15 protein-coding genes are annotated in these 16,111 nt (G+C 29.9%); 11 read left to right on the top strand and 4 right to left on the bottom strand.

What is annotated here, in order from left to right; genetic code table 11:
* Positions 1 to 2: 2 nt before the first annotated feature.
* The 3 genes from ABMY20_RS07165 to ABMY20_RS07155 are packed head-to-tail and all read left to right on the top strand — an operon-like array spanning position 3 to position 1,998.
* Positions 3 to 329, top strand: coding sequence for a hypothetical protein (locus tag ABMY20_RS07165; RefSeq protein WP_073181181.1), 327 nt, complete (start codon positions 3 to 5; stop codon positions 327 to 329).
* Positions 330 to 332: 3 nt separating this feature from the next.
* A complete protein-coding gene (locus tag ABMY20_RS07160) occupies positions 333 to 971 on the top strand; it encodes an alpha/beta hydrolase (protein ID WP_167713538.1) in 639 nt (212 codons plus the stop codon).
* A 55-nt stretch (positions 972 to 1,026) separates the two neighbouring features.
* Entirely contained in the window at positions 1,027 to 1,998 is a 972-nt protein-coding gene (locus ABMY20_RS07155; protein WP_047789215.1) for a sterol desaturase family protein, read from the top strand.
* Positions 1,999 to 2,035: 37 nt separating this feature from the next.
* On the opposite strand, the gene bcp is transcribed toward ABMY20_RS07155, so the two are convergent.
* The gene (bcp, locus tag ABMY20_RS07150) at positions 2,036 to 2,488 is read right to left on the bottom strand and encodes a thioredoxin-dependent thiol peroxidase (protein WP_349264957.1); all 453 of its coding nucleotides are present in this window, start codon (positions 2,486 to 2,488) and stop codon (positions 2,036 to 2,038) included.
* Positions 2,489 to 2,597: 109 nt separating this feature from the next.
* On the opposite strand from bcp, the gene nth reads away from it, so the two are divergent.
* Positions 2,598 to 3,254, top strand: a complete 657-nt coding sequence (nth, locus tag ABMY20_RS07145; protein ID WP_047789217.1) for an endonuclease III — start codon at positions 2,598 to 2,600, stop codon at positions 3,252 to 3,254.
* 238 nt (positions 3,255 to 3,492) lie between these two features.
* Here nth and ABMY20_RS07140 read toward each other — a convergent pair whose 3' ends face one another.
* Complete coding sequence (locus ABMY20_RS07140; protein ID WP_173360714.1) at positions 3,493 to 4,074, bottom strand: sigma-70 family RNA polymerase sigma factor; 582 nt, start codon at positions 4,072 to 4,074, stop codon at positions 3,493 to 3,495.
* Between the two features lie 280 nt (positions 4,075 to 4,354).
* Here ABMY20_RS07140 and ABMY20_RS07135 point away from each other — a divergent pair, with 280 nt between their 5' ends.
* The 7 genes from ABMY20_RS07135 to uvrA all read left to right on the top strand — a co-directional run bounded on the left by ABMY20_RS07135 (position 4,355) and on the right by uvrA (position 12,707).
* A complete protein-coding gene (locus ABMY20_RS07135; protein WP_239180652.1) occupies positions 4,355 to 4,849 on the top strand; it encodes a hypothetical protein in 495 nt (164 codons plus the stop codon).
* A gap of 19 nt (positions 4,850 to 4,868) precedes the next feature.
* Positions 4,869 to 6,590, top strand: a complete 1,722-nt coding sequence (locus tag ABMY20_RS07130) for a tetratricopeptide repeat-containing sensor histidine kinase (protein WP_349264956.1) — start codon at positions 4,869 to 4,871, stop codon at positions 6,588 to 6,590.
* A gap of 3 nt (positions 6,591 to 6,593) precedes the next feature.
* A complete protein-coding gene (locus ABMY20_RS07125; RefSeq protein ID WP_239180648.1) occupies positions 6,594 to 7,340 on the top strand; it encodes a response regulator transcription factor in 747 nt (248 codons plus the stop codon).
* A 271-nt stretch (positions 7,341 to 7,611) separates the two neighbouring features.
* Positions 7,612 to 7,956, top strand: coding sequence for a hypothetical protein (locus tag ABMY20_RS07120; protein ID WP_239180646.1), 345 nt, complete (start codon positions 7,612 to 7,614; stop codon positions 7,954 to 7,956).
* Between the two features lie 286 nt (positions 7,957 to 8,242).
* The gene (locus tag ABMY20_RS07115) at positions 8,243 to 8,701 is read left to right on the top strand and encodes a hypothetical protein (RefSeq protein ID WP_349264955.1); all 459 of its coding nucleotides are present in this window, start codon (positions 8,243 to 8,245) and stop codon (positions 8,699 to 8,701) included.
* Between the two features lie 13 nt (positions 8,702 to 8,714).
* Positions 8,715 to 9,779 (top strand): linear amide C-N hydrolase, encoded by a 1,065-nt coding sequence (locus ABMY20_RS07110; RefSeq protein ID WP_239180642.1) that lies wholly within the window; start codon positions 8,715 to 8,717, stop codon positions 9,777 to 9,779.
* 135 nt (positions 9,780 to 9,914) lie between these two features.
* Positions 9,915 to 12,707, top strand: coding sequence for an excinuclease ABC subunit UvrA (uvrA, locus tag ABMY20_RS07105; RefSeq protein WP_349264954.1), 2,793 nt, complete (start codon positions 9,915 to 9,917; stop codon positions 12,705 to 12,707).
* An 86-nt stretch (positions 12,708 to 12,793) separates the two neighbouring features.
* Here uvrA and ABMY20_RS07100 read toward each other — a convergent pair whose 3' ends face one another.
* Together ABMY20_RS07100 and ABMY20_RS07095 are read right to left on the bottom strand one after the other, a co-directional pair.
* A complete protein-coding gene (locus ABMY20_RS07100) occupies positions 12,794 to 13,879 on the bottom strand; it encodes an HmuY family protein (protein WP_047789221.1) in 1,086 nt (361 codons plus the stop codon).
* 11 nt (positions 13,880 to 13,890) lie between these two features.
* Positions 13,891 to 16,032: a TonB-dependent receptor gene (locus tag ABMY20_RS07095; RefSeq protein WP_349264953.1), complete on the bottom strand. Its 2,142-nt coding sequence runs from the start codon at positions 16,030 to 16,032 to the stop codon at positions 13,891 to 13,893.
* Between the last annotated feature and the right edge of the window lie 79 nt (positions 16,033 to 16,111).

Here is a 16,111-nt window from a genome sequence, read left to right as displayed (position 1 = left end):
TCATGGAAAATCTAACAGTAAACGAAGGAAAAACTGAAGCAATTATTAGCCACTTCACAATTATAGGACTTATCATAGCTTTCGTTTTAAACATGAACAAAAAAAATGCTTTTGCTAGTTTTTACATTAGGCAAATGCTAGGGCTAAATATATTGTATATGGTGAATATGTGGATTGTTTATAAATATTTAGGAAATACAATAGGTTGGGCTGTAGGAGTACTATTATTTGTACTTTGGTTAATTAGCCTTTTAGCAGTTTTAAAAGGAGAAAAAAAGCTTGTACCAGTTGTTGGAGAGCAATTTCAAAACCTATTTAAAGGAATTTAATACATGAGTTTACAACATATTGTAAGAGAGCCTAAAACCTCTAACGCTAACCCTCCTTTATTAATTTTATTACACGGATATGGTAGCAACGAACAAGATTTATTTTCATTTGCAGAAGAATTACCAGACGATTTATTAATTGTAAGTGCTAGAGCTCCTCACGATATGGGTTATGGTGGTTATGCATGGTACGCTATAAATTTTGATTCAGTTAACGGTAAATTTTCTGATTTAAAACAAGCAGCTGAATCAGTTGATAAGATTGCTTCTTTTATAGACGAAATCAAACAGAAATACAATACCAACCCTGATAAAACATTTTTATTAGGATTTAGCCAAGGAGCTATTTTAAGTTATGCGCTAAGTTTTAAATACCCTAACAAAGTACAACATGTAGTTGCTTTAAGCGGTTATATTAACGAAGAGTTATTACCTACTGAAATAGACAACTCTATTACAACAGATTATTATATTTCTCACGGAACTGTAGATCAAGTCCTTCCTATAGATTGGGCACGTAAAGCTCCTATTATACTGAAAGACTTAAAGTTAAAAAATGAATATTCAGAATACCCCGTAGGTCACGGAGTAGCTCCTCAAAACTTCTATAGTTTTAAAAACTGGATCGTGGAAAGACTATAAATTTTAACAGTTAAATTGATTAAAATTAAATATTTTTGCAATCTAAAAAAATAGCATGAGCAACATATTCAATCAAGATATATTATACTACTGGAGTGCTCCTTTCTTCATTTCAGTAATTTTAATTGAAATGTACTTTAGTTATAGAGCTAAAGCTAAAAACTACGATTTTAAAGACACAGCTACTAATGTTTACTTTGCTTTAGTTAACTTTAGCTTAGATTTACTAATGAAGGTTGTTTCTTTTGCCATTATGGGGTTTTGTTATCAATACAGAATTATCGACTGGGAAGGTAACATGTCATGGGCATATTGGTTATTAGCTTTTATTGGTCAAGACTTTTTGTACTACATACACCATTATGTAGATCATCATTCACGATTTTTCTGGGCTGTACACGTAACACATCACAACTCTGAATTTTACAACATTTCAACTGGTTTTAGATCTCCAGTTTTACAGCCTTTGTTTAGGTATATGTTCTTTTTACCATTAGCTTTCCTTGGAGTTATGCCACTACATATTATGTTTGCATACGCTATGAACCAAAACTACGGAACATTATGTCATACTAACTTTATTAAAAGTAAATTAGGTTGGTGGGGATATATTTTTGTAACTCCTTCTCATCACAGAGTGCATCATGCTTCAAACACCAAATACCTTGATAAAAATATGGGAATGGTCTTAATTATTTGGGATCGTATTTTTGGAACTTTTCAAGCTGAAGAGGATGAAACTGAATATGAAAAATTACGTTATGGTTTAACCAAACCATTAGAAGACAAGGGACCTATTAACATTATCTTCCATGAATGGAAAGAAATTTTTAACGACTTCTTTAAACGAAAAAAGAATTTACCTTTTACAACACGACTAAAATACGTGTTTATGCCTCCAGGATGGAGTCATGATGGTAGCACTAAAACAAGTAGAGAATTACAAAAAGAACTTGCCTCCGCTACAGAAGTAATAAAACCTACAGAAGAATTTAGGGTAAGTCCACAAAAAATAAAAGTCGAGTAAATACTCGACTTTTTTCTTTTATTAAATAGATATACTATTATTTTAATATCTGATTTGCGTGTTCCTTTGTTTTTACTTTCGTAATTACATCTTCAATTACTCCTTTCTCATCAATTACAAAAGTAGTACGGTGAATTCCATCATATTCTCTTCCCATAAACTTTTTAGGTCCCCAAACACCAAAAGCGTTGATTACATCTTTACTTTCGTCTGCTAATAAAGGAAAAGGTAATTCATTTTTATTGATAAAGTTTTGCTGACGTCTTGCTGAGTCTGCACTCACCCCTAAAACATAATAGCCTTTTGCTAAAAACGTTTTGTAATTATCACGTAAGTCACAAGCTTCAGCTGTACAACCAGGTGTGCTTGCTTTCGGATAAAAGAACAATACTAGTTTTTTCCCTGTATAATCAGAAAGCTTTACAGTATTTCCTTTTTCGTCTACTGATTCAAAATTTGGTGCCTTATCTCCTATTTTTAGTGTTGTCATATTATATTCTTTCAAAGTTATTATGTCAAAGTTACAAAGTTGATTTTGATTATCCATAAAACATACGAAGCTTCTTTGTACCTTTGATTTTTTCAAATTTTATAAAGCAATGACGAAAGCAGAAAAAGTCCAGTTTGTTATAGATACTTTAGAAGAATTATATCCTGAAACTCCCATCCCTTTAGACCATAAAGACCCATACACCTTGTTGATTGCTGTATTGATGTCTGCTCAAAGCACCGATGCACGTGTAAACACCATTACTCCTTTATTATTTGAAAGAGCTGATAATCCGTACGACATGGTAAAGCTTACTGTTGATGAAATTAGAGAGATTATCAAACCAGTTGGCTTGTCTCCTATGAAATCAAAAGGAATTCACGGTTTATCGAAAATTTTAATTGAAAAACATAATGGTGAAGTTCCTGTTGATATGGATGCTTTAGAAGAATTACCTGCAGTAGGACACAAAACTGCTAGTGTGGTAATGTCGCAAGCTTTTGATATTCCTGCTTTTCCTGTAGATACCCATATTCATAGATTAATGTATCGTTGGAATTTATCTAACGGAAAAAGTGTTGCACAAACTGAAAAAGATGCAAAACGTTTATTCCCTAAAGAATTATGGAATAAATTACACTTACAAATTATTTATTATGGACGTGAATATTCTCCTGCTCGAGGTTGGAAGCTAGAAAATGATATTATCACTAAGACAGTTGGAAGAAAATCGGTAATAGACGATTATAATAAAAAGAAAGCATAAAAAAAGCCCCAACCTTGTTGAAGCTTTTCCCACTCTTAATTCAAATTCAATTCAATGAGATAGTTTGATTTTGTTTTAACTACTGTTAACGATTTGGAAAAATTAATCAAATATTGAACTGTTTCTTGTTTAGGTTCCATTTTAAAGTCAGGAGACTTCTTAGAGTAAACTTGCATCATATATTCCCTTATTAATACTTATTATCAATGATTTAACGATGCTTTTTTTTAAATATTGTTTAACTAACTAAGATAATTTTATTTTTTTCAATTATTTTTCTCAAATTAATTAAAGCATAACGCATCCTACCAAGTGCTGTATTTATACTAACGCCAGTATTCTCTGATATTTCATTGAAACTCATATCGTTATAAATACGCATTTTTAAAACCTCTTTTTGTTCTTCGGGCAACTCTTCAACTAATTCTTTAACATCATTTAATATTTGTTCTTTTATTATTTTTCCTTCTGCATTCAAAGTTCCATCACTTAATACCGAAAAAATATCAAACTCTTCTGTATTATTAAACGTAGGCATGCGATTGTTTTTTCTAAAAAAATCAATAATTAAATTATGAGCAATACGCATTACCCATGGTAAAAATTTACCTTCTTCGTTATAATTTCCTTTTTTTAGCGTTCTTATAACCTTTATAAAGGTGTCTTGAAAAATATCTTCTGTAGTATCTCTATTTTGTACTTTACTATAAATAAAGCTATAAAGACGTTGCTGGTGGCGTTTAATCAATAATTCTATGGCATATTCATTACCATTTATATAGTTCTTTACTAATACACTATCATCTACAATGTGCTGCATAATAATTACTTTTTTTTAAGAGCAACTAACTAGTACTCTTTTTGTTAGGGGATATTAAGTTATAAAAGTAATTATTTTACTATAAGCTATTATTTATTGATTAATAATGAGTTACAAATATTAAATTTTTTATTAATAAATACAAAAAATGTCTTAAAAATTTACCATAAATAGTAAAACTACTCTAAAAATAGCACGAATAATTCATCTATATTACTTTACTTATCACTTAAACTATTTATATTTATAGTAAGTTTAACCATAAATTACCCCCGAAACTATGAACAATAATATAAACTCACCTGAGTTAATCATTTATCCACCTGGAGAACTAATTCTAAAAGTTCAAGAAAAAAACATTTTAGCTACTGGTCATATTACCTTTGAAAATAATTTTAAACAACCTTTACCTTCTTTAGTAGAAGCTAAATTTAACGCTACAAAAACAGCCATAAACGTTAAGGTTTTATTTTTTGTAGACTCACAAGAAAAACTATCATTTGTAAATGTTCATCAACTATTCTCTATTAGCAACTTTGGTAATTGTAAATTACAGTTATTTTTATCTTGTAGCCAAGAACAAGCTAAGATTTTAAGAGACTACCCAAGCCCAAATGAATATAGAGCTTATACTGTAAATTTTACTACAAATAGTACTAGTGATTTTCCTTCTCATATTAGCTTAAGCGACATAAAGGTTATTCAAGCTTTTATTTGGAATATCGACCCTAAAACTTCTAGAGGAACTGAAACAACGGTGCAAACAACTGACTAACTAGTTAATAAATTTACATATGAAATGTAACAAAACGTTTTTGTTTATAACGTTGTTGTTTTTGTACTCTTTTATTTTTCCTCAGGAAAAGAATAAGGATCAATTTTACTTTTTCAAAAAGGAAATTAATAAGCTTGGATTAAGAGAAAATAATTTTATTAAGTCTTCCCATTTCTTTTTAAAAAAAGAATGGGATTCTGTTCTTGTTTTCTCTTCTAAAGCTTTATTATTTAACAAACAACAAAATGTTAATAACTATATCCATTATATGCGTGGATATAGTTTTATGAAGAAAAAAATATATAAAGAAAGCTTAAAAGAATATGAAAAAGTAACTACTAACTTCCCTTTTTATTATAAAATAATACGAAACTTAGGTGGCATTGCTTTAGAAAAAGGCTCTTATAAAGAAGCTATTTCTTACTTTGAACAACTAAATAATATAACAGACTCTAATATAATTAACTACAATAAAAGTTCTGTTATTCACGATATTGGTATTGCTTATTTTCATCTTTCAGATTATGAAAAAGCCACTTCTTTACTTTTAAAAAGTACTCAACTACAAGAGAAAAACAAAGATACTTTGCGTTTAATTGGTTCATATATGGATCTTGCCAATGTATATTACACACAGTACAAAGACAATATAGCCATACCTTATTTTGAAAAAGCTTATGAATTATCAAATAAAGTTTCTGATTTTGAGATAAAAAGGAAAGCTGCTTTAAATATGTCTGTAGTTGAAGAAAACCGAAAGAACTTTGCCAAATCCTTAGCATACAGAAAAGAATTTGAAAAATGGAAAGATTCACTTACCAATCAACAAAAAATATGGTCGGTTGCTCAGTTTGAAAAAAAGTTAGCTATTAATCAAAAGCAAAAAGAAATTGATTTATTGGCTTCTCAAAATAAATTAAAAGAGAGTCAGAGAAACAACTTGTTAATTTCATCTTTTCTTCTACTTTTTTTACTAATTATCAGCGTTTACTTTTATATCCAAAAAAACAAAAATCATCAAATAATTACACGTCAAAAAGAAGAATTAAATCTTTTAAATATAACAAAAGACAAATTGTTTTCTATTGTGAGTCATGACTTACGCTCTTCTGTAGATTTAATAAAAAGAACCAATATCAATCTTTTCAAAAAAATCACTCCTTTAAAAGATTCTCTTTTAAGTAATATTGTTCTTTCTAATATCACTACTGCCAATACTACTTACAACCTTCTTGAAAACTTGCTAAACTGGGCTACATTACAAACAAAGCAATTGTATTTTCATCAAGAATCTGTCGACTTACATTCTATTGTAAAACAAGTAGAATATAATTTCATTCCTCTTTTTAAAAGTAAAAATATCTCATTTCAAAATCAAATTCCTACAGCTACTTTTATTTTTGCTGACATTGACTCTCTAAAAATAATCATTAGAAATTTATTAGACAATGCTATTAAGTTTTCTCATAATAACGGAAAAATATCAGTACACTCAAAAGAAGTGGATAATCTTATTCAATTTACTATTAAAGACAATGGTATTGGAATGAATAAAACAATAGTAAATAACCTACTCAAAGAAACTTCTTTACTAAACAAAAAAAGGAATCAACAAGAAATTGGCACTGGGTTAGGAATACAATTATGCAAAACGTTAGCTCAAAAAAACAACGCTACATTTACTATTAAAAGTACTGAAGGTAAAGGAACTCAAGTATTATTACGTTTTAAAAAACCATAATAAATGGATAGAATAAACATTTTAATTATTGAAGACGATCAAGAAATTGCTTCTGAATTAAACACTATGTTAACTCAAAAAGAATTTAATGTAGTAGGAATTGCTAGTACATACAGAGAAGCTATTTCTCTATTTTACAAATTAGCGGTAGATTTAGTAATTATCGATATCTTTTTAAGAGAAAACCCTGAGGGAATTACTTTTGCCGAAACCATATCTACAATTCCTAACTCTTTGAAGCCTTTTGTTTTTTTAACCTCTTCTAAAGATCGACAAATTTTTGAACGTGCCAAACTCACCAAGCCTTTTCGCTTTTTACTAAAACCTTTTAATGAATTAGAACTACTATACAGCATTGAAATGGCTATCGAAAAATTTTACAATCAGTCTAATGTTTACGCTAGTAATGATCAAGATACAGTAATAAGTAATCAGTATTTATTCATTAAAAAAAGAGGTGTTTTAAAAAAAGTAGATATCTCTACCATTATTTATATTGAAGTAGAAAACAGGTATTGTAACATTGTTGCTGAACAAGAAAAATTTGTAATTCAAATATCGTTGAGTAAGGTTAACTGCTACCTTGACGATAAACTTTTTAAACAAGTTCATCGAAAGTATATTGTAAACACAGAAGCTATTGAAGAAATAACTACCTCAAAAAACTCTTTACTTCTAAAAAACCAACATCTTGTATATTATAGTGATAAATACAAAGACCTTATCAATAATTTTTCCATTTTAAAATAACAACTATTCTTACTGTTTCTAAAAACACATAATACCCTTTTCTACTTCTTTCTATACCCATTTATTCTCTATTCACTACATAAAATTACTCCCCCACAACATTTATCTTATCTACAAGCCTTTTAACAAGTAGTTTTATATCAGATAACAAAAAATAGCGCTATCAGATGTTTTCTACAATAATCAAGTAGAGTTCAGAGACTACTATAAAAACGAGGCGTCACCCCGAAAAGCCATATGAGTAGGTAACTAAACTTTAAATATTAAAATTATGAGTAATCAAGTATTAACAACAGATTTTTTAGAAATAAAATCTTCATCTGTAATTTCAGGAAATATCAATTGTTCAAGTGCAGCTCCTGCTATTGCATCTGATCCTAGAAGCGCCATTTTTATAGCACTAACTAATCCTAGTTATGATTCTATTAAATACGCTATTTATAATAACCAAACAGGCCATGTAATAGCTTCTGGTAGCTTATCAAAAGGAAATTCCCGTTCGGTTATAGTTCCCGCACAAGACGTCCCTAATATTGTAAGAATTCAAAATCAAAGTCCTTGTGATACAAGTGGTATTACACCAATTTTATCATTTTCAGCTTCTATTCAAAGATAGACTATTAAGTTATCATATTAGAACAATAAGAGACTACCAAATGAGGTAGTCTTTTTTGTTTAAAATACATTCTTGATTTATTGAATCTATTTCACAACATATAATTACTCATTCACAACATTCAACTCATTACCTGGCTAGTTTAAAAGTAATTTCACATCAGAAAACAACTATAGCGCTATCTAAGTTTTCAAATTAACCAAACGTAGAGTTCAGAAACTACTATAAAAACGAGGCGCCCCCGAAAAGCCATATGAGTAGGGACTAACTATAAACTTATATTAAAATGAACAAAAGAATTATATTAAAATTAGAACAAGACGGAAAAGACTTTGGGTATGTTAAATTAAAAAAAGACATCTTCTATAGTAATGGATCAAAAGAAGAAGCTGTAGTTTTTGAACTAGAAAACTACAAAAAATCATCTGACTCCTTTTATTACAAAGTTGCCGATACAAAAGACAGCTATATGGACGTAAAAGCAGCTACCTCTAGAGTACAAGTGGTTAAGCCATTCTTATCTGTAAGTTCATCTAGTATTTGCGCATGGACATTAAAAAACGGTATCTTAAGAATGGTATTAGCTAGTAAAGAAACAGGAAAAGCTTTATCTACTAGTGAAGATGCGGAGTCAACAGCTCTATATGCGAATCTTTTTGACGGAAAACCTTTTACGGTTATAGAAGAGAACCCTAAAGAGGCTTCTAATAAAGCTAATCCTGAATTAGCACATTTTATCATCTAAAAAATCTTAAACTATGTGTACTAGAGTATTCAACAATTACAATAAAAAATATTTAACTACAGCCAGAAATATGGACTGGGCAACCCAAATGCCAACTACTATTTTTGCTTTTAAAGTAGATTCTAATGAGGATATCATAAAATCAGGAACAACACCTGAAAATGAACATTCTTTAACCTGGACTCCAAGATATAATAGTATTGTTACCATGGTAGGTACGGAAGCTCCATTTGGTGCATCTGACGGAATAAATTCTGAAGGGCTTGTTGCAAATCTTTTATATGATAGTAACGCTACATATCATAGAGCAGATGGAAGTTCTTGTAAAAAATTGGATGTATTAAGATGGGTACAATTTGTATTGGATACTTGTTGTTCTGTTTCTGAAGTAATTGCTAAGTTTAGCAAAGAAGCCGAAACTCAAATTCAGTTAATTGGAGGAAAAGTTCCTGGTTCTACTAAAGAGGCTTCACTGCATTTATCGGTATCTGATATACTTGGGAAATCTGCTATTATCGAAATTCATAACGGAGAATTTATCATTTACAATAATAAAAATTTCAGGGTTATGACCAACGAACCATCATATGCAAAACAAATTGAATTAAACCAATTCTGGAGATGGCAATGGAACAATGAAAATAATTTTCCAAGTAATACTTTACCTGGAGGACCTTTTCCATCTGATAGATTTGCTCGAGCTTCTTATTATCTAAATCATTTATATGAAGCTACAAGTACAGCAGATTCATTAACCCAATCTCAATCTGTAGTAATGAATGCTTCTGTACCTGTTAATTTCAAATCAACTTTAAACAACTATCCAAACATCGCACAAACTTTATGGACATCTATTTCAAGTCATAATGAACGTACATATTATTTCACAAATGCTAGAACAATGAGTAGTATTGAAGTTGATTTAAAACAAATGGATTTATTCCCTTCAAATGTTTCTAAATTAGTAGTCGTTTCAGAGAGAGACAATATATTTATTAACCATGAGCTAACTGGCTTACAAAATGAAAACTTTAAAGAAACGATTGATCCATTTGTATCAGAAACTATACTTGTTTAGTTTTTTTATTCAAATCATAAAAGTTAAAAGGATTAGAGCTCTTAAAAAGAGCTCTTTTTCTGTTTAAAAATGAACTTCTTCTTGTTTTATTTCTAACATAGAAAATTGTATTTTTATCGCTTATTTTTTGAGTATATGAAGACTGATATATCAACTGTTAATCCTAAAGAAAATATTATAATAAAAGGAGCTAAACTACACAATTTAAAAAACATTGATGTAGTTATTCCTCGTAATAAATTAGTAGTTATTACTGGACTTTCTGGTTCAGGTAAATCTTCTCTAGCTTTTGATACTTTGTATGCTGAAGGACAACGCCGTTATGTAGAAAGTTTAAGTTCATATGCTCGTCAGTTTTTAGGAAAACTACACAAACCAAAAGTTGATTACATTAAAGGAATTGCTCCTGCCATTGCTATTGAGCAAAAAGTTAACGCTACTAATCCACGTTCAACAGTTGGTACATCTACAGAGATATACGATTATATTAAATTATTATTTGCTCGTATTGGTAAAACCTTCTCTCCTATTTCGGGTAATGAAGTAAAAAAACATACAGTTTCTGATGTTATCAATCATGTAAAAAATTTTGAGGAACGTTCAAAGTTATTATTACTTGCTCCTATACATATTAATAAAGACAGAGATATAAAAACTGTTTTACAAGTACTAACACAGCAAGGATATGCTCGTTTAAAATATCAAGATACCGTATACAGAATTGATGCGTTTCCTGTAAAAGATTTTAAGGGAAATGAATTACAATTAGTTGTTGATAGAATTGTTGTAAAAGACGAAGAAGATTTTTACAACCGTTTGGGGGATGCTGTACAAACGGCTTTTTTTGAGGGAAAAGGTATTTGCTATATCGAAAACCTATCAGATAATAGTACTGTTGAATTCAGTAATAAATTTGAATTAGACGGAATTTCATTCTTAGAGCCTAACACTCATTTATTTAGTTTTAATAACCCATACGGAGCTTGTCCAACCTGTGAAGGTTACGGAGATGTAATTGGTATTGATGAAGATTTAGTAATTCCTAACACAGGATTATCTATCTACGAAGATGCTATTTTCCCTTTTAAAACAGATAGTTACAAAAAATATAAAAATGATTTAATTCTAAATGCTTCAGCATTCGGAATTTCTATTCATAAACCATGGTTTGAACTTACTGATGAACAAAAAGACTTGGTTTGGAATGGAACAAAAAAATTTAAAGGGATTAATCATTTATTCAAAAAATTAGAAGAGAAAAGCTATAAAATCCAAAACCGCGTAATGCTTTCTCGTTACCGCGGAAAAACAAAATGTACAGAATGTAACGGAAAACGTTTGCGTAAAGAAGCCAACTATGTTCAGGTATACGGTAAAACTATTGATGAATTAGTAACCTTACCTTTAGATGAATTAGCGGTGTTCTTCAATAATATTGAATTAAACAAATACGAAGAAAAAATTGGTAAACGTTTACTTACCGAAATTAACAATCGTCTCCAGTTTTTAACAGATGTTGGTTTAAGCTATCTAACATTAAACAGAACATCTAATACGTTATCTGGTGGAGAAAGTCAACGAATTAATTTAGCTACTTCATTAGGGAGTTCATTAGTAGGTTCTATGTATATTTTAGATGAACCAAGTATTGGATTACACCCAAAGGACACGGAAAGACTCATTGGCGTGTTAAAAAACCTACGTGATTTAGGTAACACCGTAATTGTAGTTGAGCATGATGAAGATATTATGAAAGAGGCCGATTATATTATTGATATTGGTCCAGAAGCAGGAACTTATGGAGGAAATGTTGTTGCCGAAGGAACTTTTAAAGATATTCTACAATCCGAATCGCTTACAGCCAAATATCTTTCCGAAGAATTAAAAATTGAAATCCCTACTAATAGAAGAACATCAAAAAATTCTATTGATATTATTGGGGCTCGTGAAAATAACTTAAAGAACATTGACGTTTCTTTTCCGCTTAACAACTTAACCGTTATTACAGGTGTTTCTGGTAGTGGTAAAAGTACCTTAGTTAAAAAAATTCTATATCCAGCTATGCAAAAAAAACTAGTTGGATATGGTGAAAAATTAGGACAACACACGGATGTTATTGGGAGTTTTGATTTGTTAAAACATGTAGAGTTTATCGATCAAAATCCTATTGGCCGTTCTTCACGTTCAAACCCTGTGACGTATATAAAAGCGTACGATGATATTCGTAAGTTACTTTCATCTCAAAAACTATCTAAAATAAGAAACTACCAACCTAAACATTTTTCTTTTAATGTAGATGGTGGTCGATGTGAAGTTTGTAAAGGTGAAGGAGAAGTTACTATTGAAATGCAGTTTATGGCTGATGTACATTTAGAATGTGAAACTTGTGGTGGTAAGCGCTTTAAAAAAGAAGTTTTAGAAGTAACTTTTGAAGGAAAATCAATTGATGATATTTTAAACATGACTATTGATGATGCCGTTGCTTTTTTTACAGAACACAAACAAACCAAAATAGCTAAAAAATTAAAACCTTTACAAGATGTTGGATTAGGTTATGTACAATTAGGCCAGTCATCTTCTACCCTTTCTGGTGGTGAAGCACAGCGTATAAAACTAGCTTCGTTTTTAGTAAAAGGAAATACCAAAGACAAAGCTTTGTTTATTTTTGATGAACCAACTACTGGATTACACTTTCATGATATTAAAAAATTATTAGCTTCTTTTAATGCGCTAATTGAGCGAGGACACTCAATTATTGTTATTGAACACAATATTGAATTGATTAAATGCGCTGATTATATTATTGATCTTGGTTTAGAGGGTGGAAAAAAAGGTGGAAACTTAATCTTTGCAGGCACCCCTGAAGAATTAGCTAAAAATAAAGAATCATACACCTCTAAGTATTTGGCTGAAAAACTCATTAACTAAACCTTTTTTTAACTAGAAAAGCCACCCAACCTTTCGGTTAGATAGCTTTTCACAACAAAAATTAACAAAATTTAATAAATAAATCTTTACTTTAATAAGCTATATACAAACTCAGGATAACCTCTTTCTCCTGCATCATTTGTTAATGCTAAAAACTTTAACTTATATAAATTTCCATCAGTATCTTCTATTACATAAAAAACATTATCTTTACGAGAAGGTAAAGAACTAGGACCTCCTCCTGCTCTCCAACTACTACCGATAGCTGTTTGAGTATTACCAAAATTTTCTACTTTTACATCTGTTAAGGTAAAATCATTATATGTATAACTTTCTTCTTCTGTATCTATCATATATCCTTTAACATTTGATTTTATATTATTTACTACAAAATCTGGAAATACATACGGACCATATCCAGGTAATAAGTTTGTAAAAATTGTAAAGTTTAAGTCCCAGTTTTCTTTCATTGGCTCAACATTAACTTTAGCTTCTGTATTAAAGCTAAAGAATGTAAAGTGATACCCTTCTGTTTTTGTTATTACAATTTCTTTATGCGTAGTAGCATCTAAATCTGCATACTGTAAAACATAAGCATCTCCTTCTTTTAAAACTCTAATTTTTTTCCAACCTCTTTCATCTCCATTTGCAGAGTAGCTACCTGTAGCTGGTTTATCTGTTGCTACTTCATAACCAAGATTTACTAAATATACTTTATTATTTGCCTCTGTTACTTCAATTTCAGCAATTGCCGTTTTTGTTATATCTCCACTAGGATGATCAACAAAAGGAGCACTTTCATCAGTATATGTATTCGTTCTTACTAAAGGCTGTAAATCTTTTACTTCTTGGGTTGAAGAGCTAACAGCATCTATATCTGTTGTAGATAATTTAGCAGCCGCCATAGATATTGAACCATTAATAACAACTCTAAACTCACTTCCAGAATAAAATCCTAAATCCCAAGAGTCTCTCTTTATCTCTGTTGTTGTATTCGTACTTAAGTCAATATATACTTGATTTGGTTGATTAGGTCCACCCACTCCTGGACTTACTTCTGCTCCTTCTATTACCACTTTTATTGGTTCAGATGGTAAATCATTATCACTTCCACAACTAATGAAAGAGTACATAGTTGTTAATAATATGAGTGTGAAAAATTTGTTTTTCATTGTTATTAATTTTAAAATTTAATATTATATAATAGTTTTAAATAGTATGAACGACCATAGCCTAACAATAGAGAATTATTGTTTGTTGAATGTGCGCCTGTTGTAGCTGCGTTACTTACATTAACACTGGTAACATCAAATAAATTTCTGGCTCCTATTGTAGCTTGTAGCTTTTTGTTTAAAAATGATTTTTGCACAGAAGCATCCAACCAATTATAAGCTTGCGTAGTTGTTTTTGTGAAAGTTGAGTTTTTATTTTCATCTGTACCTGAAGCTATATAATTTTGTTGTTCTCCGTTATGCTTTAATAATAAAGTTATTATTGTTTCCCATTTTTTTATTTTATAGCTAGCACTCGTAGTTAATTGAAAGGAATACAAAAAGTCATTTTGTGCATTTATTTCATTGTTAGCTACCTGAGCTATTCCTTGTAAATTAGCTCCTAAATTAAAAGACCAGTTATTTGCTTTTATTGTATTTCTTGAAGAGACCCCCCATAGTTTATAAGCATCAACGTTTATGTATTGATATTGTAGAGGTGACGAATTAACAATTGCTAAATCTATTTTATCTTCCAGATTTAAATAGTCTATTTTTAAACTATTTAACAATGCTATATTAGAATCGTCAAACCAACTTCTTTTCTTTAAATTAATTGAAGCAGAATATCCACTTTCTGGATTTAAATTTTCATTTCCTCTTACGTCATGATTAGAGTCAACAAAATAATAATATAGCTCTTGAAAACTTGGAGTTCTATACGAAGTACCTATATTACCTCTAAGTTCAAATCCATTTTTAAATAAATAACGAGCACTTAAGGAGCTTTGTAATTTAGAATGAAATAAAGAATTGTATTCATACCTTAAGCCAGGACGAACCATTAAGGCATCTGAAAATTTTACTTCAGAAGAACCAAATAAAGCATAGTTACCCTGAGTACGTGTTTTATCTTGTTGAGTAACCTCACCAGAGGCCTGCGTATCAAATCCTTCTATATAACGAGCTTCATAACCTAACTGAAAATTATGACGATTACTTTTTATAAAGTTTGAAATAGTACCTTTTGAAAAGAAAACATTGCTTGATTGATATACTTTATCTTCCTCATTTGTTTTATTTCCAGATAAAATAAAATAAGTAAACTTATTTAAACGTCGTTTTTGTGTTTGATAAGAAGCTGAGAAGGAATAAGGGCTCCCCGATGCTAAAACCCCATTCAAATTAATATTATTTACAAATCTCTCTGTTTTGAAAACACGATCTAACGCAAACGGATTACTAGTTTGTGAGTCTACATCAATATTGTCATCAACTTTTGGATTGTAAAAGTTTACATTATCATTGTAATAATTGAATTTATAACTCAAATTAAGTTGATCTTTTTTATAATTCAAAAAACCAGTGGCATTTATCTGCTCTTTCGGCAACCAACTATACCCCCTTAGTAAATCATTCTTATAATAATCTCTTCCTTTTCTATCATCTAAAAAACCTGTAAAATCTGTTCTATTAAAACTCACTCTACCAAACCAGTTTTCAGAAAAATTATGAGCCACATTAATACTCTGTATATGTTTACCCTCATTAAATAAAGCATACTCATTACTTACAGTTTCTTCTTGTATTGCTGCTTGAATGTTCCATTTATTTTGAGATGATTTTTTTGTTATAATATTAATTACTCCCGATACCGAATTAGCTCCGTACTCAACTCCCATCGCTCCTTCAACCAATTCTATACGCTCAACATCATCTAAATTTATTTGAGTTAAATCAATGTTATTTCCAATTCCGTTATCACTAACTAACGGAACGTTATCTATCAAAATATTAAAGTATTGAGAATCTAAACCAAACATTGAAATAGTTGATTTACCTGACTGAGAATTTGGTATAACTGTTAAGTTTAGTTTAAAGTTTAATACATCCGCTAAATTATTAGCTGCTTGACTTTCTATTTGTTTTTTATCTATGATAGTTACATTATATACCGATTTTTTTATCGATTTAGGATTATACTGCCCTGTTACAACAACCTCTTCCAATTTATTATAATGAGTACTATCACGTCTTACCTCTTCTTTTTCTTGAGAAAAGACTTGACATGCTAAAAGCATCAATAAAAAAACTACTTTGTTATTTAGAAACATTCTTAATAATTTTCTGCAAATATATTCTTTATTTTTAACCAATCTAAATAAAAGTTATATTTTTGTCAAAAAATAAATT

It is taken from the genome of Tenacibaculum sp. SSH1-16, from assembly GCF_040104435.1.
GTDB lineage: Bacteria > Bacteroidota > Bacteroidia > Flavobacteriales > Flavobacteriaceae > Polaribacter > Polaribacter mesophilus.
This window is presented reverse-complemented; position numbering and strand designations above follow the sequence as displayed.